Origin of the sequence: Streptomyces sp. NPDC005955 (assembly GCF_042871255.1) — a bacterium.
Classification (GTDB): domain Bacteria; phylum Actinomycetota; class Actinomycetes; order Streptomycetales; family Streptomycetaceae; genus Streptomyces.
This window is the reverse complement of sequence record NZ_JBIAIF010000019.1, coordinates 62,746-85,005: the sequence shown is the minus strand read 5'-3', so window position 1 is coordinate 85,005 and position 22,260 is coordinate 62,746. Positions and strand designations below refer to the sequence as shown.

Annotated in this window: 17 protein-coding genes; 12 read left to right on the top strand and 5 right to left on the bottom strand. The window is 73.1% G+C overall.

The features are described from left to right. Positions 1-8: 8 nt before the first annotated feature. Together ACFYOU_RS31505 and ACFYOU_RS31500 are read right to left on the bottom strand one after the other, a co-directional pair. A complete protein-coding gene (locus tag ACFYOU_RS31505; protein ID WP_391310464.1) occupies positions 9-785 on the bottom strand; it encodes a glycerophosphodiester phosphodiesterase family protein in 777 nt (258 codons plus the stop codon). 111 nt (positions 786-896) lie between these two features. Continuing rightward, positions 897-1,997 carry an adenosine deaminase gene (locus tag ACFYOU_RS31500; RefSeq protein ID WP_391310462.1) on the bottom strand — a complete coding sequence of 367 codons (1,101 nt, stop codon included), beginning with the start codon at positions 1,995-1,997 and terminating at the stop codon, positions 897-899. Between the two features lie 416 nt (positions 1,998-2,413). On the opposite strand from ACFYOU_RS31500, the gene ACFYOU_RS31495 reads away from it, so the two are divergent. Next, on the top strand, positions 2,414-2,800 hold the full coding sequence (locus tag ACFYOU_RS31495; protein WP_391310459.1) for a DUF4190 domain-containing protein: 387 nt from the start codon (positions 2,414-2,416) through the stop codon (positions 2,798-2,800). On the opposite strand, the gene ACFYOU_RS31490 is transcribed toward ACFYOU_RS31495, so the two are convergent. Continuing rightward, on the bottom strand, positions 2,766-3,449 hold the full coding sequence (locus ACFYOU_RS31490) for an NADAR domain-containing protein (protein WP_391310514.1): 684 nt from the start codon (positions 3,447-3,449) through the stop codon (positions 2,766-2,768). The genes ACFYOU_RS31495 and ACFYOU_RS31490 overlap by 35 nt on opposite strands. A 220-nt stretch (positions 3,450-3,669) precedes the next feature. Between ACFYOU_RS31490 and ACFYOU_RS31485 the strand changes: the two genes are divergently transcribed. The 8 genes from ACFYOU_RS31485 to ACFYOU_RS31450 all read left to right on the top strand — a co-directional run bounded on the left by ACFYOU_RS31485 (position 3,670) and on the right by ACFYOU_RS31450 (position 13,687). Beyond that, positions 3,670-5,193, top strand: a complete 1,524-nt coding sequence (locus tag ACFYOU_RS31485) for a gamma-aminobutyraldehyde dehydrogenase (protein WP_389766565.1) — start codon at positions 3,670-3,672, stop codon at positions 5,191-5,193. A gap of 72 nt (positions 5,194-5,265) precedes the next feature. Next, positions 5,266-6,507: a spermidine/putrescine ABC transporter substrate-binding protein gene (locus ACFYOU_RS31480; protein WP_389766563.1), complete on the top strand. Its 1,242-nt coding sequence runs from the start codon at positions 5,266-5,268 to the stop codon at positions 6,505-6,507. A gap of 114 nt (positions 6,508-6,621) precedes the next feature. Further along, complete coding sequence (locus ACFYOU_RS31475; RefSeq protein ID WP_391310456.1) at positions 6,622-7,833, top strand: polyamine ABC transporter ATP-binding protein; 1,212 nt, start codon at positions 6,622-6,624, stop codon at positions 7,831-7,833. Continuing rightward, positions 7,830-8,783 (top strand): ABC transporter permease subunit, encoded by a 954-nt coding sequence (locus ACFYOU_RS31470; RefSeq protein WP_391310455.1) that lies wholly within the window; start codon positions 7,830-7,832, stop codon positions 8,781-8,783. The genes ACFYOU_RS31475 and ACFYOU_RS31470 overlap by 4 nt, the downstream gene beginning before the upstream one ends. Further along, on the top strand, positions 8,783-9,583 hold the full coding sequence (locus tag ACFYOU_RS31465) for an ABC transporter permease subunit (RefSeq protein ID WP_391310453.1): 801 nt from the start codon (positions 8,783-8,785) through the stop codon (positions 9,581-9,583). The genes ACFYOU_RS31470 and ACFYOU_RS31465 overlap by 1 nt, the downstream gene beginning before the upstream one ends. Positions 9,584-9,613: 30 nt before the next feature. Next, positions 9,614-11,032, top strand: a complete 1,419-nt coding sequence (locus ACFYOU_RS31460) for an FAD-dependent oxidoreductase (RefSeq protein ID WP_391310451.1) — start codon at positions 9,614-9,616, stop codon at positions 11,030-11,032. Between the two features lie 157 nt (positions 11,033-11,189). After that, a complete protein-coding gene (locus tag ACFYOU_RS31455; protein WP_391310450.1) occupies positions 11,190-11,648 on the top strand; it encodes a hypothetical protein in 459 nt (152 codons plus the stop codon). Between the two features lie 194 nt (positions 11,649-11,842). Further along, entirely contained in the window at positions 11,843-13,687 is a 1,845-nt protein-coding gene (locus ACFYOU_RS31450; protein WP_391310448.1) for a carbohydrate binding domain-containing protein, read from the top strand. A gap of 19 nt (positions 13,688-13,706) precedes the next feature. On the opposite strand, the gene ACFYOU_RS31445 is transcribed toward ACFYOU_RS31450, so the two are convergent. Continuing rightward, entirely contained in the window at positions 13,707-14,324 is a 618-nt protein-coding gene (locus ACFYOU_RS31445) for a phosphatase PAP2 family protein (protein WP_391310446.1), read from the bottom strand. Between the two features lie 390 nt (positions 14,325-14,714). Further along, positions 14,715-16,049, bottom strand: a complete 1,335-nt coding sequence (gabT, locus tag ACFYOU_RS31440) for a 4-aminobutyrate--2-oxoglutarate transaminase (protein WP_391310444.1) — start codon at positions 16,047-16,049, stop codon at positions 14,715-14,717. Between the two features lie 372 nt (positions 16,050-16,421). Between gabT and ACFYOU_RS31435 the strand changes: the two genes are divergently transcribed. The 3 genes from ACFYOU_RS31435 to ACFYOU_RS31425 all read left to right on the top strand — a co-directional run bounded on the left by ACFYOU_RS31435 (position 16,422) and on the right by ACFYOU_RS31425 (position 22,184). After that, positions 16,422-18,779, top strand: coding sequence for an ATP-binding protein (locus ACFYOU_RS31435; protein WP_391310442.1), 2,358 nt, complete (start codon positions 16,422-16,424; stop codon positions 18,777-18,779). A 145-nt stretch (positions 18,780-18,924) separates the two neighbouring features. Next, positions 18,925-20,589 carry a PucR family transcriptional regulator ligand-binding domain-containing protein gene (locus tag ACFYOU_RS31430; protein ID WP_391310440.1) on the top strand — a complete coding sequence of 555 codons (1,665 nt, stop codon included), beginning with the start codon at positions 18,925-18,927 and terminating at the stop codon, positions 20,587-20,589. 149 nt (positions 20,590-20,738) lie between these two features. Beyond that, positions 20,739-22,184 (top strand): aldehyde dehydrogenase family protein, encoded by a 1,446-nt coding sequence (locus tag ACFYOU_RS31425; protein ID WP_391310438.1) that lies wholly within the window; start codon positions 20,739-20,741, stop codon positions 22,182-22,184. Positions 22,185-22,260: the final 76 nt, after the last annotated feature.

Here is a 22,260-nt window from a genome sequence, read left to right as displayed (position 1 = left end):
CCGCACCCCTAGTCGACCTCGGGGTTTCCACGGAGACGTGAGGGACCGTCAGTCAGGGCTCGGCGGGTGGTCCGGGCCGGCGCCGGGACGGCCGGGCCCCGGGAGCCGCGGGCGCGCAGGGCGGTGAGGGTGCCGACGCGGTTGGTGGTGATCGAGTCGACGCCCGCCGCGAGCAGCCGCCGCATGGACCGGCGGGTGTCCGGCGTCCACACCGACAGCAAGTGGCCGCCCTCGTGGACCCGCTCGGCGAGCGCCCGGTCGACCAGCCCGAAGCGGTAGTTGAGCCAGCGCGGCCGCACCGCGTCGAGCAGCGCGGGCCGGGGCGGGGCGAGGGTCGTCCAGGTGAGCGCGATCTCGGCGGCGGGGTCGGCCGCGCGGACGGCGAGCATGGTGCGCGCCCCCGCGCAGTAGTACGCGCGGTCGGCGGCCCCGCAGTCCCGGACCACGCCCATGATCCGGCGGGCCGCGGCGGGCGAGGCGCCGGGCAGGTCGACCATCACCCGGACCCCGTCGGTCGCGGCCAGCGCGTCGACCAGGGTCGGCACCCCACCGGCGGTCAGCTCCCGCAGCTCCTCGGCCCGCAGACCGTCCAACGCGCGGTCGTGCCCCCACAGTCGGGTGAGGGTCGCGTCGTGCAGCAGGACCGGCACCCCGTCCCGGGTGAGCCGGACGTCGACCTCCACGGCGTCCGCCCCGAGCGCGAGCGCGGAGCGCAGCGACGGCAGGGTGTTCTCACGGACCCGGTACGGGTCGCCGCGGTGGGCGACGGTGGTGACAGCGCGCATGGGGACATTGTGCGCGAGGCCCGCACCGGCGCGGCGCCCACCCCGCAACGGGGCGGTACGGTACGCGTGTTCCGCACCGCCCGTCACTCGCCGTTCACCGGCGGCGGGAGGTCACCGTGCGCACCAGGCGGCCGTGTACGCGTCGATCTCTCCGTTCAGCCGGGCCTTGCCCGCGGGGTCGAGGAACGACGCCTCGACGGCGTTCTTGGCGAGGTCCGCGATCCCCCGCTCGTCGAGGTCGAGCAGCCGGGCCGCCACGCCGTACTCGCTGTTGAGGTCCGTGCCGAACATCGGCGGGTCGTCGGAGTTGATGGTGACCAGGACGCCGGCCTCCACCATCGCCGCGAGCGGGTGCTCCGCCAGGCTGGGCACGGCACGGGTCGCGACGTTCGACGTCGGGCACACCTCCAGGGCGATCCGGTGCTCGGCGAGGTGCGCGAGCAGCGCCGGGTCCTGGGCGGCGCTGGTGCCGTGGCCGATCCGCTCGGCGCCCAACTCGCGCAGTGCGTCCCAGACGGTCTCCGGGCCGGTGGTCTCGCCGGCGTGCGGCACGGAGTGCAGGCCGGCCGCGACCGCCCGGTCGAAGTAGGGCTTGAACTGGGGCCTCGGCACCCCGATCTCCGGTCCGCCGAGCCCGAACGACACCAGCCCCTCGGGTCGCAGCCCGTCGGTGACGGCGAGCCGGACGGTCTCCTCGGCCGCCGGGAGACCGGCCTCGCCGGGAATGTCGAAGCACCAGCGCAGGGTGACGCCCAACTCGGCCTCGGCGGCCTTGCGGGCGTCCTCGATGGCGGCCATGAACTCCCGCTCGTCGATGCCCCGCCGGACCGAGGAGTACGGGGTGACGGTCAGCTCGGCGTACCGGACGTTCTGCCGTCCGAGGTCACGCGCCACCTCGTAGGTGAGCAGCCGGACGTCCTCGGGGGTGCGCACCAGGTCCACGACCGACAGGTAGACCTCGACGAAGTGGGCGAAGTCGGTGAAGGAGAAGTAGTCCGCCAGGGCCTCGGGGTCCGTGGGCACCTTGGAGTCGGGGTGTCGGGCGGCCAAGGTGGAGACGATCCGAGGGGAGGCGGAGCCGACGTGGTGCACGTGCAGTTCGGCCTTCGGCAGCCCTTCGATGAAGGCGTGCAGATCGGTCAAGGGGTCCTCCCCGGGAACGGCGCCGCGGACGGCGCGGGTGATCGGCTGATCGATGGTGCGCCCGCTCATCGTAGGCGGCGGGGGCGGGTTCGTGCTGGGTCGTACCATGACCGGATCGGTGACGGAGGGGGCGGACGATGTCCGAGGAGCGACGGGACGCGGTACGGGAACCGGGGGAGCCGGGGGAGCCGGGTGACCGACCGGTCGGGCCCGCCCCGGGCGACGCCGGGGACCCGCACGGTACGACGTCCGGTGCCGCCCCCGCCGACCCCTGGGCGCTTCCCGCGGACCGGCGGCCCCCTGAGGACCGGCGGCCCCCCGCTGACCGGCTGCCTCCCCACGCACCGGACCGACAGCCCCCCGCGCACACCGCCCCGGGGACGGACCCCTTCGCGACCCCGCCCCCGGCGCGGGAAACCGTCCACGCGTCCGTCCCCGTGTCGTACGCCCCGCCGCCGGCCTACGGCACACCGCACTCCGGCCCCGTGACGAGACCCGTGCCGCCCCCGCCGCCGGGCCCCGAAGGCCCGGGCGTGCCGCCGGCGCCGTACCCGTTCCCCGGCGCCCCTCCGCCGCCCGCGCACCCCTACGCCCCGGGGCCGGGGTGGAGCGCCTTCCCGCCGCCCCCGAACAACAGCTTCGGACTGACGGCACAGATCCTCGGCATCGTCTCGCTCGGCGTGTGGCTCTGGCCGGTGACCCTGGTGACGGGCGTCCTGGCGCTGGTCTACGGGGGCCTGGCCCGGTCGCGGGTGGCCAAGGGTCTGTCCACCAACCCGGGGCAGGCGCGGGCCGGGATCATCTGCGGAGCGGTCGGCCTGCTCCTCGCCGTCGGCCTCACCGTCGCGATCGTCCTCGTCGAGGGCCGCTGACCCCGTCCGACCCCTCGCCGTCCGACCCGTCGGCCACGGCCGCCCCGGCGGCTCGCCGCAGTTCCGTGCGGGCGCGCATCAAGGCGAAGCCCAGCAGGTTGAGCCCCGGCCACTGCCGGGGGTCGCTCGCGCGTGCGTCGTCCGCGGTGACGCCGATGCCCCAGATCCGGTCGTGCGGGCTCGCCTCCACCAGCACCCGCGAGCCGGTGGCGAGCAGGAACCGGCCCAGGGCCGGGTGCTGACCGAACTTGTGGACGTTGCCCTGCACCACTAGCGCGAGCCGCTCCCCGGCCCAGAGCGCCTCGTCGAAGTTCCGCACCCGCCGACCGGCTGCCTTCGCCGCGCCGGGATGCGCCGCCGTCAGGGCCGCCCGCTCGGCTTCCGGATCGTCGAACAACCGGGCCTTCGCGGCCATCATCCAGTGCTCCGCGGTGGCGTAGGTGACGCCCTCCACCGAGAACGGCGACGGATACCACTGACTCAGACAACTGCGGTCCACACCGTTCGCCGCGGAGGGTCGGTGGCCCCAGAAATACAGGTACTCCACGGGAATTCCGAAGGCCGTCACCCCTCGTAGTTCCTCCAGGTCCCGAAGGCCGGGCCGGGCGGTCGTCGGTCGTCGGTCGGATCTCTGCTGACCTGCGCGCATCGTGTGTTCCCCCATGCACGCCACCCTGCCACGCACCACGGACAATCCGTCCTGGGTTTTTCCGCTGGACTCGACAGGTGGTCGACAGATTCCGTCGCGTAACCAAAAGGCAACAACGGAATCACTTGTTGGCGTTCGGGGCCCATGTCAGGATCGGCACTCAAATCGAGCCGAAGCTACGCCGGGCCCCGGTCACCGGGCGACGGCGGAGGAGAGTGCCATGCACCACCCGGGCCACCGCTTCGAGGCACAGGACCGTTTCGCCGAGGGCGCCCAGCACATCGGGGGCCGTCCGACGAAGGGCACCTCAGGGCGTACCCACACCGTCGTCGACCCCGCCACGGGGGACGCGGTGTACACGTACGAACTGGCGGGCGCCGCGGACGTCGACGCCGCCGTCGAAGCGGCCGGGCGGGCCTTCCCCGCCTGGGCCGGCGCCACCCCCGGCGAGCGTTCCGACGCCCTGCACCGCTTCTCCTCCGTCCTCGCCGAGCGCGCCGACGAACTCGCCCGGGCCGAGTCCCTCCAGTGCGGCAAACCGATCAAGCTGACCCGGGAGTTCGACGTTCCCGGCACGATCGACAACGCCGCCTTCTTCGCGGGCGCCGCCCGGCACCTCCAGGGGCAGTCGGCGGGCGAGTACTCCAGCGACCACACCTCGTACGTGCGCCGGGAGCCCATCGGCGTCGTCGGCTCCATCGCACCCTGGAACTATCCGCTCCAGATGGCCGCCTGGAAGGTGCTCCCGGCGATCGCCGCGGGCAACACCATCGTGCTGAAGCCCGCCGAACTCACCCCGCTGACCTCGCTGATGTTCGCCGAGGCGGCCGTCGAGGCCGGCCTCCCCGACGGCGTCGTCAACGTCGTCACGGGAGCGGGGCGCGAGGCGGGCGAGCACCTGGTGGGCCACCCGGGCGTGGCGATGACCTCGTTCACCGGCTCCACCGCGGTCGGCAAGCGGGTCGCGGAGATCGCCACGAGCACCGTCAAGCGCCTCCATCTGGAGCTGGGCGGCAAGGCGCCCTTCGTGGTCTTCGACGACGCCGACCTGGAAGCCGCCGTGCACGGCGCGGTCGCCGGGGCGCTCATCAACAGCGGCCAGGACTGCACGGCCGCCACCCGCGCCTACGTGCAACGCCCGCTGTACGAGGCGTTCATCGCCGGGGTCGCCGACCTGATGGTCACCGTCCGGCTCGGCGACCCGTTCGACCGGGCCACCGACATGGGCCCCCTGGTGTCGCACGCGCACCGCGACCGGGTCGCCGGGTTCGTCACCCGGGCCCGCGGCTACGCCCGGGTGGTGACCGGCGGCGAGGCCCCCGGCGACGACCTGTCCAGCGGCGCCTTCTACCGGCCCACCCTGATCGCGGACGCCCCCCAGGACAGCGAGATCGTCCAGGCGGAGATCTTCGGACCGGTCCTGGTCGTCGTCCCGTTCGACGAGGACGACGAGGGCATCCGGCTCGCCAACGACACCCCGTACGGGCTCGCCGCCTCCGCGTGGAGCCGGGACGTGTACCGGACCCACCGCGCGACCCGCGAGATCCAAGCGGGCTGCGTCTGGATCAACGACCACATCCCGATCATCAGCGAGATGCCGCACGGCGGGTACCGGGCGTCCGGTTTCGGCAAGGACATGTCCGCGTACTCCTTCGAGGAGTACACGCAGATCAAGCACGTCATGTTCGACAACACCGCGGTGGCCAGGAAGGACTGGCACCGCACGGTCTTCGGAGACCGGTAAGTCCATCGGCACCGCCGGGGCCGGCCGCTCGGCGCGACCGGCCCCACCCCTGACGAAAGGGGCACCACGCGCATGCAGTACGAGCCAGAATCCCTCTCCCCGGCGCAGGCGGCCGCCCTGCGACGCAGCCTGCGGAGCGGCCGGGCCGCCCTCTCCCGCCGCACCCTGCTGCGCGCCTCGACCGGGGGAGCGCTCGCCGCGGGCGGCGTCGCCGCGCTCAGCGGCTGCGGCATCCCCCCGGCGGCCAAGCCGCAGGGGATCAGCTCCGAGGACCACTCGGACCGGGAGAAGCGGGTCGTCTTCTCCAACTGGACCGAGTACATGGACGTCGACGAGAGCGGCAAGCGGCGGCCCACCCTGGACGCGTTCCGCGAACGCACCGGGATATCCGTCAAGTACACCGAGGACATCAACGACAACGTCGAGTTCTTCGGCAAGGTCAAGCCGCAGCTCGCCGCCGGGCAGGACATCGGGCGGGACCTGATCAACGTCACCGACTGGCTGGCCGCCCGGCTGATCCGCTTCGGCTGGGTGCAGAAGCTCGACCCCGCCAACCTGCCGCACGCGTACGCCAACCTCTCCCAGCAGTTCCGCAGCCCCGACTGGGACCCCGGGCGGGCCTACTCGTACCCGTGGACGGGCATCCCGGCGGTCATCGCGTACAACAAGAAGGCCCTCGACGGGCTGGAGGTGCGGTCCTTCGGGGACCTGCTGGACCAGCCGAAGCTCAAGGGCCGCGTCTCGCTGCTGTCGGAGATGCGGGACACCATGGGGCTCGCGCTGCTCGACCTGGGCAAGGACCCCGGCAAGGTCACCGACGACGACTTCGACGCGGCGATCGCCCGGGTGCAGAAGGCCGTCGACAAGGGCCAGGTCCGCCGGTTCACCGGCAACGACTACACGTCCGACCTGTCGAAGGGGGACATCGCCGCGTGCGTGGCCTGGGCCGGTGACGTCGTCCAACTCCAGGCCGACAACCCGGACATCGACTTCGTCATCCCCGACAGCGGCTACATGATCGCCACCGACAACCTGCTGATCCCCAACAAGGCACGCCACAAGCGCAACGCCGAGCGGCTGATCGACTACTACTACGAGCCGGGGCCCGCCGCCCGACTCGCCGCGTACATCAACTACGTGTGCCCCGTCGACGGCGTCAAGGCCGAGCTGGCGAAGATCGACCGGGGCGCGGCCGAGAACCCGCTGATCATCCCCGACCGGGAGATGGCGTCGAAGTCGCACTCCTTCCGTTCGCTGTCCTCCAAGGAGGAGACGGCGTACGAGGAGAAGTTCGCCAAGTTGACCGGCGCCTGACCGCCGTCCGCCGCCGCCGCACGGCACACGTGTCACCGGGGCGGCCCGCCCCGTTCCGCCCCACCCCGGTACTCCGCCTCCTGGCCCCTCGTCCCTCGACCCCCGGGATCCACCATGACGACCGAACACGGCGGCGACGTCCGCCTCACCGGGATCAGCAAGTCGTACGGCTCCGCCGTCGCCGTGCACCCGCTCGACCTCACGGTGCCGCAGGGCTCCTTCTTCGCGCTGCTCGGCGCCTCCGGCTGCGGCAAGACCACCACCCTGCGGATGATCGCGGGGCTGGAGGAGCCCACGACCGGCACCGTCCTCCTCGGCGACCAGGACGTGACCGCGCTGCCGCCCTACAAGCGGCCGGTCAACACGGTCTTCCAGTCGTACGCGCTCTTCCCGCACCTCGACATCTTCGAGAACGTGGCCTTCGGGCTGCGCCGGCGGGGCGTCCGGTCGGTACGGGGGCAGGTCGAGGAGATGCTCGACCTGGTGCAGCTGGGGGACTTCGCCCGCCGCAAACCGCACCAGCTCTCCGGCGGTCAGCAGCAGCGCGTCGCCGTGGCCCGGGCGCTCATCAACCACCCCAAGGTGCTGTTGCTCGACGAGCCGCTGGGCGCCCTCGACCTGAAGCTGCGCCGGCAGATGCAGCTCGAACTCAAGCGCATCCAGACCGAGGTCGGCATCACCTTCGTGCACGTCACCCACGACCAGGAGGAGGCCATGACGATGGCCGACACCGTCGCGGTGATGAACCGGGGCCGGGTGGAGCAGCTCGGCGCCCCCGCCGACTTGTACGACCTGCCGCGGACGCCGTTCGTCGCCAACTTCCTCGGCACCTCCAACCTCATCGGCGCGTCCGTCGAGTCCCGTGACGGCGAGGACCTGGTGGTCCGGGCGGCGGAGGGCACCCTGCGGCTGCCGGCGGCGCGCTGTCCGGACCGGGTCGTCCCGGGCGGGAAGGTGCTGGTGGGCATCCGGCCGGAGAAGATATCCCTCACGCACGCCGAGGACGCCGACGGCACGGCCGGGGTCGGGGTCGCGGCCGGTCGCAACCGGGTCACCGGGACGATCGCCGCGACCAGCTTCATCGGGGTGTCCACCCAGTACCTGGTCGACAGCCCCGACGCGCCCGCCGGTTCACGCCTGGAGGTGTACGTCCAGAACGTGGAGCGGGACGCGCGGCTGGTGCCCGGCGCGCGGGTCGTCCTGCACTGGAACCCGGCGCACACCTTCGGGCTGGACGCCGACGAGGGTGCCGCGAGCGCGGGTGTCGAAGGCGTCGAAGACGTCGAAGGCACCGAGGGCGGCGCTCCGGCGGGGGAGGCAGCGTGACCGCCGTCGCCGACACCACCGAGGACCCCGCCGCGCCCGAGGCGTCCGAGGAGACCGGGGCCGGAGCGCCGCCACCGCGGCGCCGTGGACGCGGGCGGCTGGTCCCGTACTGGCTGCTGCTGCCCGGTGTCCTGTGGCTGCTGGTGTTCTTCGTGCTGCCGCTGGTCTACCAGGCCTCGACCTCCGTGCAGACGGGTTCCCTCGAAGAGGGCTTCGAGGTCACCTGGCACTTCGCGACCTACTGGGACGCGCTCACCGAGTACGGTCCGCAGTTCCTGCGCTCGGTGCTGTACGCGGGCTCGGCGACGGTGCTGTGCCTGCTGCTCGGCTACCCGCTGGCGTACCTGATCGCCTTCCGCGCCGGCCGCTGGCGCAACGTGGTCCTCGTCCTGGTGATCGCCCCCTTCTTCACCAGCTTCCTGATCCGCACCCTGGCCTGGAAGACGATCCTCGCCGACAGCGGACCCCTGGTCGAACTCCTGGGCACCCTGCACGTCCTGGACGTCACCAGCTGGCTGGGGATGACGGACGGCGACCGGGTGCTGGCCACCCCGCTCGCGGTGATCTGCGGGCTGACCTACAACTTCCTCCCGTTCATGATCCTCCCGCTGTACACCTCCCTGGAACGGATCGACGGGCGGCTCCACGAGGCGGCGGGCGACCTGTACGCGCGGCCGTTCACCACCTTCCGCAAGGTGACCTTCCCGCTGTCGATGCCGGGCGTGGTCTCCGGCACCCTCCTCACCTTCATCCCGGCGTCCGGCGACTACGTCAACGCCGACCTCCTCGGCTCCACCGACACCCGGATGATCGGCAACGTCATCCAGACCCAGTTCCTGCGCGTGCTCGACTACCCGACGGCCGCCGCCCTGTCGTTCCTGCTGATGGCCGCGATCCTCGTCGTGGTCACCCTCTACATCCGCAAGTCCGGGACGGAGGACCTGGTCTGATGAGCCTCCTGCGTTGGATCCGCCGCCACCTCGTCGTCCTCGCCGGACTGCTGACCCTCGGCTACCTGCTGCTGCCGAACGTCATCGTCACGGTGTTCTCCTTCAACCAGCCCAAGGGCCGCTACAACTACGAGTGGCAGAACTTCTCCACCGAGGCGTGGCAGGACCCCTGCGGGGTCGCCGACCTGTGCGGCTCGCTGTCGCTCAGCCTCCAGATCGCCGTCTGGTCGACCCTCGCCGCCACCGCACTGGGCACGATGATCGCGTTCGCGCTGGTCAGGTACCGGTTCCGGGCACGGGGCGCGATCAGCTCGCTGATCTTCATGCCGATGGCGATGCCCGAGGTCGTGATGGCCGCCTCGCTGCTGACGCTCTTCCTGAACATGGGGGCCGAGCTCGGCTTCCGGACGGTGCTCATCGCGCACATCATGTTCTGCCTGAGCTTCGTGGTGACCGCCGTCAAGGCCCGGGTCATGTCCATGGACCCCCGCCTCGAACAGGCTGCGCAGGACCTGTACGCCGGTCCCGTCCAGACCTTCCTGCGGGTGACGCTGCCCATCGCGGCCCCCGGGATCGCGGCGGGCGCGCTGCTCGCCTTCGCGCTGTCCTTCGACGACTTCATCATCACCAACTTCACCGCGGGCTCCACCGTCACGTTCCCGATGTTCGTCTGGGGCTCGGCGCAGCGCGGAACGCCCGTTCAGATCAATGTCATCGGCACGGCCATGTTCCTGATCGCCGTACTGTTCGTGCTGATCGGCATGGTGATCAGCAATCGCCGCCGGAAGCGGCTGTCATGACCGGTACCACCCTGGTAGGGAGTTGACATCATGGCCGCAGGCGCCATGAACCGCTGGACCGCGTCGCTCGCCGACGCCCGCCCCGTGTCCTTCTGGCTGGACGACCCGGGCCGCCCCCCGGCGCTGCCCGCGCTCACCGGCACCGAGCAGTGCGACCTGCTCGTGGTCGGCGGCGGCTACAGCGGTCTGTGGACCGCGCTGCTCGCCAAGGAACGCGACCCCGACCGGGACGTCGTCCTGATCGAGGGCCGTGAGGTGGGCTGGGCGGCATCGGGCCGCAACGGCGGTTTCTGCGCCGCCTCGCTCACCCACGGCCTGGACAACGGACTGAGCCGCTGGCCCCACGAGATCGGCACCCTGGAGAAGCTCGGCGCCCGCAACCTCGACGAGATCGAGGCGGCCGTCGCCCGCTACGACATCGACTGCGAGTTCGAGCGGACCGGTGAGATCGACGTCGCCACCGAGCCGTACCAGGCCGAGGAACTGCGCACCTGGCACCAGGACGTGCGGCGCCAGGGCCTCGGGGACGGCATCGAGTTCCTGGACGAGGAGGCCGTGCGCGCCCAGGTCGACTCGCCGCTCCTGCGCGCCGGGGTCTGGGACCGCGACGGGGTGGCGATGCTGCACCCCGCGAAACTGGTGTGGGGCCTCAAGGCGGCCTGCCTGTCCCTGGGCGTGCGCATCCACGAGCGCACCCCCGCCCTGTCCCTGGTGCGCCGGGGTGCCGGCATGGGCGTGCGCACCCCGTACGGCAGGATCCTCGCCCGCCAGGTGGCCCTGGGCACCAACGTGTTCCCGTCGCTGGTCAAGCGGGTGCGCCCGTACGTCGTGCCGGTGTACGACTACGCGCTGATGACCGAGCCGCTGACCCCGCAGCAACGCGCCTCGATCGGCTGGCAGGGCCGGCAGGGGCTCGGCGACACCGCCAACCAGTTCCACTACTTCCGGTTGACCGCCGACGACCGCATCCTGTGGGGCGGCTACGACGCGATCTACCCGTACGGCGGACGGGTGCGCGCCGAGCACGACGAGCGGCCCGAGACGTACGCCCGGCTCGCCCGGCACTTCTTCGGCTACTTCCCGCAGCTCGAAGGGGTGCGCTTCAGCCATGCGTGGGGCGGGGCGATCGACACCTGCTCCCGGTTCTCCGCCTTCTTCGGCACCGCCCACGAAGGGCGGGTCGCCTACGCGGCCGGGTACACCGGGCTCGGGGTCGGCGCCACCCGCTTCGGCGCCGACGTGATGCTCGACCTGCTCGCCGGCGAGCGCACCGAGCGCACCGCACTGGAGATGGTCCGCAAGAAGCCGCTGCCGTTCCCGCCCGAACCCTTCGCCTGGACGGGCATCGCCCTCACCAAGTGGTCCCTGGCCCACGCCGACCGCAACGAGGGCCACCGCAACCTGTGGCTGCGGACCCTGGACCGGCTGGGACTCGGGTTCGACAGCTGAACCGGACCCCCGCGCCCCCGTCCCGCCCCGGGGCGGGGGCGCTGTGACGCAGCTCACTACCAGCAAGTAGCGTCGACTCGCGTAATGCGCGCGTCCCCTCCTCCTCTCCTCACCGGCCGCACCGTGCGGCCCCGTGAGGACAACGGAGGACACGACTATGACCGGGCCCTTGCCCAAGTCCGCTGTGGAATGGCTAGTGTCGGCGGCGCCCGCCCCCGACGACTGCCGCCGGGAGTGGGAACGCAACCCCCTCGGGGTCACCCTGCTCCCGGCGGGGCGCCTGTGGGACGTGCTCATCCTGCCGGGCGAACTCGGCTACCCCACCCTCGACGTGCTCACGCGCGTCCTCGACCGTCCGGGCCCCGTGCTCGCCGACTTCGGCGACCTGCGCACCGGCTTCTTCGTCCCGCCCGGCACGGCCACCCGTTGGCTCGGCACGGGGGTGCGCGGCGCCGGCCGGGGCACCTGGATCGTGGTGCCCTACCCGGGGCGGGCCACCGGAAAGGTGCGCTGGCTGATCCCCCCGGACGGCCGCGGCACCCTCACCGACCCCACGCTGCTCGAACTCGCCATGCACGAGGCGGCGGCGCTGCGCGCCCGCGGGGCCGGCGACTGAGGTCGGCGCGCCGTCCGGCGCGGACGGAGGGCACCCGTGACGGCACCGGCGGCGGCGTCGGGAAGCGTCCGGGGAGCCGGGTGAACGCGACGGATCGTCGCGAGAGGTCTTGACAACGGAATTGGTCTGAACCAAGTTGAGCGCGCTCCACGACACACTTCCTGCTTCACCTTCCCCCATATCCGGAGGATGTAGTGGAACGCACCAGACGACGCGTACGTCCCCCCGTACGCGGATTCCGTCCCAGACTCCTCGCCGTGCTCGCGGCCCTCGTCCTGGCCGTCCTGCCCGGCATCACCATCACGTCATCGGTCGCCCGTGCGGCCGATGCCGACCTCGCCCGCAACGGCGGCTTCGAAACCGGCCTCGACGGCTGGAACTGCTCCGCGGGCAGCGGAGCCACCGTCACCACCCCCGTCCGCACCGGGGCATCAGCACTGCGCGCCACCCCGTCGGGCGGCGACAACGCCCGCTGCTCCCAGACCGTCACCGTGAAGCCCGACTCCCAGTACACGCTCAGCGGTCACGTCCGGGGCAGTTACGTCTACCTCGGCGTCACGGGCACCGGCGGCCCCTCGGGCGACGGCTTCAGCTGGACGCAGTCCGCCACCGACTGGCACCGCCTCGGCCACACCTTCCGCACCGGCACGACCACCAACAAGATCACCATCTACACCCACGGCTGGTACGGAACGCCCGCCTACTACGCCGACGACATCACCCTCGTCGGCCCCTCCGTCGACCCGGGCCTGCCGCCGCCCACCCCCACGGGCCTGACGGCCGCTTCGGTCAGCGCCCAGTCGGCCACCATGAGCTGGAACGCCGTCCCGGGCGCCACCAGCTACCACCTCTACGTCAACGGCCAACGGGCGCAGACCGTCACCGGCACGACGACGCGCACCACCCTCGGCGGACTGACCCCCAACACCACCTACGTCGTCACCATCACCTCGGCCAACGACGCCGGGGAGTCACCGCGGGCGCCGGCGGTCACGGTGAACACCACCGTCGGCGAACCCGACGCCCTACCGGCCAAGGCCCTGGTCGGCTACCTCCACGCCAGCTTCGCCAACGGCGCCGGGTACGTCCGCATGGCCGACGTCCCCGACAGCTGGGACGTCATCCACCTCGCCTTCGGCGAACCCACCTCCGTCACCTCCGGCGACATCCGCTTCAACCGCTGCCCGGTGACCCAGTGCCCGAACGTCGAGAGCGACGCCGAGTTCAAGGCCGCCATCAAGGCCAAGCAGGCCCAGGGCAAGAAGGTCCTCATCTCCATCGGCGGCCAGAACGGCCAGGTCCAGCTGAACTCCACGGCCGCGCGCGACGCGTTCGTCACCTCCGTCTCGAAGATCATCGACGAGTACGGCCTCGACGGACTCGACATCGACTTCGAGGGCCACTCGCTGTCCCTGAACGCCAACGACACCGACTTCAAGAACCCCACCACCCCGGTGATCGTCAACCTGATCCAGGCCATCAAGACCCTCAAGGCCAAGTACGGCGCCAAGTTCGTGCTGACCATGGCCCCCGAGACGTTCTTCGTCCAGCTCGGCTACCAGTACTACGGCACCGGGCGCTGGGGCGGTCAGGACCCGCGCGCGGGCTCCTACCTGCCCGTGATCCACGCCCTGCGCGAGGACCTCACCCTGCTCCACGTCCAGGACTACAACTCCGGCTCGATCATGGGCCTGGACAACCAGTACCACTCGATGGGCGGCGCGGACTTCCACATCGCCATGACGGACATGCTGCTCACCGGCTTCCCGGTCGCGGGTGACACGGCCAACGTGTTCCCGGCCCTGCGCCCCGAGCAGATCGCCATCGGCATGCCCGCCTCGGTCAACGCGGGCAACGGCCACGTCTCGTCGGCGGAGGTCAACAAGGCCCTCGACTGCCTCACCAAGGGCACCAGCTGCGGCACCTACCGGACGCACGGCCTCTGGCCGAAGCTCCGCGGCCTGATGAGCTGGTCCATCAACTGGGACCGGCACAACAACACCGAGTTCTCCCGCAACTTCGACACCTGGCGGCGCTGACCGCCCGGCCCGCCGGACCTCATCCGTCCGGCGGGCCACCCCGCCCGCGCCACCACAGCGCGGACCCCACCAGCAGCGCACCGAACAGCGCCCAGCTCCCGACCACGTCCAGCGGCCAGTGGTAGCCCCGGCGCACCAGCCCGTACCCCACCCCCGCGTTCAGGACGAGACAGCCGACCACCAGCCACCGCCGCGGCCACGCACCGCACACCCAGGGCGACACGAGCAGCACCGCCGCCCCGTACCCGACCACCGCCGTCGCGGTGTGCCCCGACGGGTAGAACCCGGTACCGGCCATCGAGGGCGGGCCCGGCCGCGCGATCCACGCCTTCAACGGCACCACCAGCAGCGGCACCACCGCCAGCAGCACCAATGCCGCCGCGGGCCCCGCCCACCAGCGCACCACCCCCGCGGTGCGCGCCCGCCACCCCGCCCACCCGGCGACCAGCACCAGCACGGGCAGCACGACGGCCACCGACCCGAGGTCGGCGAGGAGTTCGGCGGCCCCGTCCGGCAGTCCGCCGGACCTCAGCCGGGCGGCCAGCGCCACGTCCCGGGCGAGCAGCGGACCCCGTGCGGCGACCTGCCAGGTGACGAGGGCGAAGAGGACGAGCAGGGCCGCACCCAGCGCGCCCACGGCGATCGGGAACGCACTCGGCCGCCTCGGAACAGGGGGGGTGGTTCCGAGGCGGCCGACAGGACCGGCAGGCCGGACGCCCCGGGGGGTGTGGGGCGGACGGCCGTCCGATCGGTGAGGAGTCCCGGGGCCCGAAGCCCCGGTGGAGTGCGCGAAACCACCACCTGCACGTGACTGGGGAGGCCGCGTACCGGATTCGCCCGGGGACCGCCCCGGGCGCGGTGGTTCACTCATCCCGTCCGAACCTACGCCAGGGGGTGCCGTCGCGACAGCGCGAACGGCACCCCGTCATGGGCCCCGCACACCTTCTTCACAGCCTCTGCCGTTCGGGGCGGTGCGGGGCCGGGCGGCGGTGCGCCCCACCCGGGGCGCACCACGATCCGCATCGGATCAGATGCGGGTGAACGCGCCCTCAAGGATGTCCAGGCCCTCGTTCAGCAGGTCCTCGCCGATCACCAGCGGCGGCAGGAAGCGCAGGACGTTGCCGTACGTGCCGCAGGTCAGCACGAGCAGGCCCTCCGCGTGGCACGCCTTGGCCAGGGCGCCCGCCGCCTCGGCGTGCGGCTCCTTCGTGGTGCGGTCCTTCACCAGCTCGATCGCGATCATCGCGCCGCGGCCACGGATGTCCCCGATGACGTCGAACTTCTCGGCCATCGCGGCGAGGCGGGCCTTCATGACCTCCTCGATGCGCTTGGCACGGGCGTTGAGGTCCAGCTCCTTCATGGTCTCGATCGCACCGAGCGCACCCGCGCAGGCCACCGGGTTGCCGCCGTAGGTGCCGCCGAGGCCGCCCGCGTGCGCGGCGTCCATGATCTCGGCGCGGCCCGTCACCGCGGCCAGCGGCAGACCGCCCGCGATGCCCTTCGCGGTGGTGATGAGGTCCGGGACGATGCCCTCGTCCTCACACGCGAACCACTGCCCGGTCCGGCAGAAACCGGACTGGATCTCGTCCGCCACGAACACGATGCCGTTCTCCGACGCGAACGAGCTGATCGCCGGGAGGAAGCCCTTCGCGGGCTCGATGAAGCCGCCCTCGCCGAGCACCGGCTCGATGATGATCGCCGCGACGTTGTCCGCACCGATCTGCTTGGTGATCCGGTCGATCGCCTCGGCGGCGGCCTCCCGGCCGGCGTTCTCCGGCCCGGTCGGCCAGCGGTACGCGTACGCCACCGGCACCCGGTACACCTCGGGCGCGAACGGGCCGAAGCCGTTCTTGTACGGCATGTTCTTCGCGGTCAGCGCCATCGTCAGGTTGGTCCGGCCGTGGTAGCCGTGGTCGAACACGACGACCGCCTGGCGCTTGGTGTGGGCGCGGGCGATCTTGACGGCGTTCTCGACGGCCTCGGCACCCGAGTTGAACAGTGCGGACTTCTTCGCGTGGTCACCCGGGGTCAGCTCGGCGAGCGCCTCGGCGACGGCCACGTACCCCTCGTAGGGGGTGACCATGAAACAGGTGTGGGTGAAGTCCGCGAGCTGCGCGGACGCCCGCCGCACCACGGCCTCGGCGGAGGCGCCGACGCTGGTCACGGCGATGCCGGAACCGAAGTCGATCAGCCGGTTGCCGTCGACGTCCTCGATGATGCCGCCACCCGCGCGGGCCGTGAAGACCGGCAGCGTGGAGCCCACACCCGCCGCGACCACGGCATTGCGCCGGGCCTGGAGTTCCTGGGACTTCGGGCCGGGAATGGCGGTGACGACGCGGCGCTCCTGCGGCAGTGCGGTCATGGCGGGCTCCTGGGGTGTCACGGGCGCGCGGGGCGCGAATGCGGTCGGAACCGGGGCCCCGGCCGGTCCGCAGGCTCGCGCGGTACCGGTGGGCGGGGTCTCCGGCGTCTCACGGGGTGTCCCGGTTTTTCGGTGTACCTCGGGGTTCCTCCGCAGGCTAGGGCCGGTGGGCGGGGGCCGGCATGCTCCATGCGGGAGTTGTTCGGACGGGCGATTGTCCGCCATGGACATACTCCCCCGGGGAGCACACGCGGGCGCGTCGAACGGCGCCTTCCCGGTCCGGCAGGCGCGTAACCGGTGAAGTACCCCGTCGGGGGCACTAGATTGACGCCCGGAACGCAAGGGACCGGCAGGTCAGGGGGCAGAGGTCCAATGGAACGCGACGGACACGACGGCGGCGAGGGAACCCGGGACGTGCGCGGTACGCACGCGACGCCCCTGCCACGTCCGGCACAGCCGCCCTCCGTACCGCAGGGCACGGCACCGGGGGCGGCACCGACCCCACCCACAGGACCCTTCGTGGGCGCCGGCCCGGACCCGCACGCCCCGTACCCCGGCACGCACGCCCCGTACCCGGGAGCGCAAGGCATGTCCTCCAGCACCCCCCCGCCCGGTGAGCCCCCGTACGGGGGACCCCCGCGCCCCGGCGTCCCCCCGGTGCCGCCCCGCCCGGCCACGGTGCCCGGCGAGGTCCCCCACCCCACCGGCCCCCCGTCGCAGCCCGACGGCCACGGCTTCCTCCGGTGGCTCAGGACCCCCCGCCCCGAGGCCGCGCCCGGCGTCTGGCGCTTCGACCACACCCCGCGCCCCGACGAGGAACCTGAGCTGACACCGGCCCGCCAACTGTTCAGCGGGGCGCTCATCGCCTTCCTCGTGGGCTGGCTCCTGTGGTCACTGCTGTGGAACGGCTACCTCGGCGGCTACTGGATGTGGCCCTACTACGTGCTCACCCCCGAGGAGTGGTCCCAGCCGATCACCGCCGCCGAGGAGAAGGCCGGGTTCGTCACCTCCACCCTCTACTACCTGCTCGTCGGCGGCGGCATCCTGGCCACCGCCGCCCGGATGGGGCGGTGGGCCGAGATCTGGCGCCGTTACGTCGCGCCCCGACTGCGCCCCGCCGCCCCCGAACCGGGCGCCCCGGCCACCGCCGAGGAGGACCTCGCCGAGTGGCCCCAGCTGCGGGCCGCCGGCCTCACCGCCGCCGCCGACCGGCTCGCCGCCGACGCCCGCACCGGACTGATGCGCGACGTCGACCACACCCGGATCACCCGCGCCTGGCAGGGCGTCCGCGGGGGTCGGCACAGCATGGCCGACTTCGCCGCCGCCGTGACCCGGCAGGGCGCCGCCGCCTGTCTGCACCCGTCCGGCGCACGCGACCTGCCCGGCCGCGCCGCCCGGCACGACCTGCTCACCGGACAGGTCCGCATCGGCACCACCGCCGACGACCCCCGCAACCCCTACCGCTTCCGGGGCGTCGGCCTCGGGCTCGGCCCCGACCTGCTGGGCACCTCGCTGCTCGCCGTCGGCCCGGCGGGCTCCGGCAAGACCGGCCACCTCGTATGGCCCGTCGCCGAGTCGCTGTGCCTCCAGGCACTCACCGGGCGCGCCGCCGTCGTCGTCATCGGGGCCGCCGGCACCGGCCTCGGCGCCGCCGACGGGTACGACGTCGTCATCCGCATCGGCCAGCCCGACTCCGTCTACGACCTCGACCTGTACGGGGGCACCACCGACCCCGACGAGGCCGCCGCGGTCCTCGCCGAGGCCCTGGTGGGCGACCTCGCCGAACCGCACGCCGGCGCCGACACCCGCCGCTCCACCACCGTCCTCGCCCAACTCCTCGGCCCCTTCCACGCCGTCCACGGCCGGTTCCCCGGCGTCCCCGAACTGCGCGGCCTCCTCGACGGCGCACCCGGCCCGCTCGGGGAACTGCGCAGCGCCCTGACCGACGCCGGACAGCACGCCATGCTGCGCGAGCTGGACGCCCGCGAACGGCAGCTCGCCCACCCCGGTGACGTCGGGGGCGTCCTCGCCGACCGGATCGCCCTCCTCGACCGTCCCGCGTTCGCGTCGTTCTTCGACACCGAGGGCGCCGGCCGGCCCTTCTCGCTGCGCGCGCTCGACCATCCCGTGCGGGTCCGGATCGACCTGCCGCGGCGCGGCCACGCCGATGCCTCGAAGATCATCGCCAGGCTGGTCCTCGCCCAGTTCACCGCGTCCGTCGCCGCCCGCGAGGACCGCTCCCTCTTCGCCTGCCTCGTCCTCGACGACGCCACCGGGGTGATCACGCCCGAGGCGGTGCGCGGACTCCAACGGCTGCGCTCCGGGCACGCGGGGGTCGTCCTCACCCTGCGCACCCTCGACGACGTGCCCCGCCCGCTGCGCGGCCCGCTGCTCGGCGCGATCGGCTGCCGGATGGCGCTGTCCGGAGTGACCCCCTGGGACGGCCAGGACTTCGCCGAGGTCTGGGGCAAGGAGTGGACCGAGGCCCGTGACGTCACCGACCGGCAGATCATCGCCGAGACCCCGCTCGGCAAGACCGCCCACGCCCTGCGCCGGGTGATCACCGGGCGCGCCCCCACCGCGCGGGCCGTCACCGTGCGACAGGTCGAACGCGAGCGCTGGTCCGCCTCCGACCTCGCCCACGGAGTGCCGCCCGGGCACGCCGTGCTCTCCCTGACGACCGTCCGCGGCGAGCACGCGCCACCCCTGCTGGTGGACCTGCGCGGGTGAACCCTTCGCTACGGTGGGGCAGAATCGACAGGGACCGTTCCCACGGAGCGGCCCACCACCCGCTCCGCGGCCCCGCCGCCCCCGTCCGCCCCGCTGACCGGCCCGGACGGTGACGCCGCCCGCCCTCCGGCCGCCTGAAGGTCCCATGCCCCCGACGCTCGCCTCCCTCGTCCAGCACTCCGCGCTCAAGCTCACGGTCCGGGCGGGCGAGGAGCGGCTGGACACCCCCGTCCGCTGGGCGCACGTCAGCGAACTGGCCGACCCGGTGCCGTACCTGGAGGGCGGCGAGCTGCTGCTGATCACCGCGTTGAAGCTCGACGCGGAGGACCCCGAGGAGATGCGCCGGTACGTACGCCGGCTCACCCGCGCCGGAGTCGTCGGCCTGGGCTTCGCGGTGGGCGTCCACTACGACGACGTCCCCGAAGCCCTGCTCGACGCCGCCCGCGCCGAGCACCTGCCGCTGCTCGCGGTGCCCCGCCGCACCCCCTTCATCGCCATCAGCAAGGCCGTCTCCGAAGCCATCGCCCGCGAGCAGTACCGCGCCGTCACCGCCGGCTTCGCCGCCCAGCGCGAACTCACCCGGCGGGCCCTCACCGACGGGCCGGAGGGCGTCCTCGCCGGCCTCGCCGCGCAGGTCGACGGCTGGGCCGCGCTGTACGACGCGACCGGCGCCGTGGTCGCCGCGGCACCCGGCTGGGCCAACCGCCGGGCGGCCCGGCTCACCCCCGACGTGGAGCGGCTGCGCCAGGGCGCCGCCACCGCCAGTGCGGTCGTCGGCGCCGCCGAGGACCGGGTCGAACTCCACGCCCTGGGCACCGGACGCGGACCCCGTACGGCCCTCGCCGTCGGCACCGCGTCGCCGCTCGGCACCGCCGACCGGTACGCCGTGCACTCCGCCATCGCCCTGCTCACCCTCACCACCGAACGCTCCCGCGCCCTGCACGCCGCCGAACAGCGGATCGGCGCCGCGGTCCTGCGGATGCTGCTGGCCGGCGAACCCGGCCACGCCCGGGCCGTCGCCGGGGACCTGTACGGGGCGCTGCTCGACGTCCCGTTCCGCTTCGTCGTCGCCGAACCGGCCTCCACGACCGTCCCGGCCGAGCCGGAGGCAGCCGCGGCGGGGGAGGACGCAGCCGGGCAGGGCACCCCGGCGGAGGCCGACCCGCTCGCCGAACTCGCCGAAGCGGTGGAGTCCGCGGCGGCCCGGGCCGGCGAAACGGTGCTGGTCGTCCCGGAAGCAGCCCCCGCCCCCACCCCCGACGGTCCGCTGCGCCGGCTGGTCATGGTCCTCGCGGACGGCGGAGCAGCCGAGGCCGAGTGCACCGCGCACACCGCCGGTCCGCCCACCGGCGACGGCGAGGCCGGCGGCGACCGCGACCCGACCCGTCCCGTCGCCGGGGTGTCCGCCCCCACCGGCCCCGAAGGCGCGGTCGGCGCCCACCAGCAGGCCCGACGGGCCCTGTCCGTCGCCCGACGGCTCGGCCGCGGCCACATCGCGTTCGACGAGGTCGCCGCCGGGTCCCTGGTGACCCTGCTCTCGGACGACGCGGTGCAGGCGTTCGCCGACGGGCTGCTGCGCGGACTGCGCGAACACGACGCCACCGGACGCGGGGACCTCGTGGCCTCCCTGCGCGCCTGGCTGTCCCGCCACGGACAGTGGGACGCCGCCGCGGCCGACCTCGGGGTGCACCGCCACACCCTGCGGTACCGGATGCGCCGGGTCGAGGAGATCCTGGGCCGCTCGCTCGACGACCCGGACGTCCGCATGGAGCTGTGGCTCGCCCTGAAGACCGCCGAGTCACCCGACTGAGCCGGGCCCGGCCGGTACTACGGCCCCTGCGACGAAGTGGTGCACGCGTCCGGTGATTCCGTACGCGGCGGACAAAGGCCCGGCCGCCCGGTGCGCCCTACCGTGGGTGAGGACACCGCACCGCGACAGGGAAGGGCCGGACTCCGGACATGACCTCCACCCACGCCTTCTGGCTGGCCGGCCGCCAGGCCACCGGCGACACCACGTTCGACGTCACCTCCCCGTGGGACAACCGCGTGGTGGGCACGGTCGCCGTCCCCACCGACGCCCAGGTCGAAGAGGCCGTGGCCCGTGCGCACGCGTCCCTGGAGGACTTCGCCGCCACCCCCGCCCACACCAGGGCCGCGGCGCTGCTCCACGTCTCCCAGCGGTTGACGGAGCGCACCGAGGAGATCGCCCAGCTGATCTCCGCCGAGAACGGCAAGCCCATCAAGTGGGCCCGCGGCGAGGTCGGCCGTGCCGTCTCCGTCTTCCGCTTCGCCGCCGAGGAGGCCCGCCGCTTCAACGGGGGCGAGGCCCAGCGCCTGGACACCGACGCCGGCGGCCAGGGCCGGCTGGCCCTCACCCGTCGCTTCCCCAAGGGCGTCGTCCTCGGGATCGCCCCGTTCAACTTCCCGTTGAACCTCTGCGCGCACAAGGTCGCCCCCGCGATCGCCGCCGGCGTCCCGATCATCCTCAAGCCCGCCCCGGCGACCCCGCTGTCCGGCCTGGTCCTCGGCGAGCTGCTCGCCGAGACCGAGCTGCCCGAGGGCTCCTGGTCGATCCTCCCGGTCACCAACGACCGCATGCCCGCCCTGGTGCAGGACGAGCGGCTGCCGGTGATCTCCTTCACCGGCTCCGAGACCGTCGGCTACGCGATCATGGACTCCGTGCCGCGCAAGCACTGCACCCTGGAACTGGGCGGCAACGGCGCCGCCGTCGTCCTCGCGGACTGGTCCAGCGACGCCGACCTCGACCGGGCCGCCCAGCGCATCGCGACCTTCTCGAACTACCAGGGCGGCCAGTCCTGCATCTCGGTGCAGCGCGTGATCGCCGACGCCGCGGTGTACGACCGGCTCGTCCCGCGCATCGTCGCCGCGGTCGAGGCCCAGGTCACCGGCGACCCCTCCGACGCCGGCACCGACGTCGGCCCGCTGGTCAGCGAGGACGCCGCCAAGCGCGTGGAGTCCTGGGTCGACGAGGCCGCCGCCGCGGGCGCCGAGGTCCTCACCGGTGGTGAGCGCGACGCCGCGTCCTACGCCCCGACCGTCCTCGCCGCCGTCCCCGACCAGGTCACCATCGCCCGCGAAGAGGTCTTCGGACCGGTCCTCGTGGTGCAGAAGGTCGACGGCGAGGCCGCGGCGTTCGCCGCCGTGAACTCCTCCAAGTACGGGCTCCAGGCCGGTGTCTTCACGCACGACGTGCAGGCCGCGTTCCGCGCGCACCGCTCCCTGGAGGTGGGCGGCGTGATCATCGGTGACGTGCCCTCCTACCGTGCGGACCAGATGCCGTACGGCGGCGTCAAGCTCTCCGGCGTCGGCCGCGAAGGCGTCCGCTACGCGATGGACGACTACACCTACGAGCGGGTCCTCGTCCTCACCGGACTCGCCCTCTGACCACGGGGCGGCCCACCCCGGCCGTCCCGCCCCCACCGGAACCCCTGGTCGGCGGACCAGGACCACCGGTGAACCC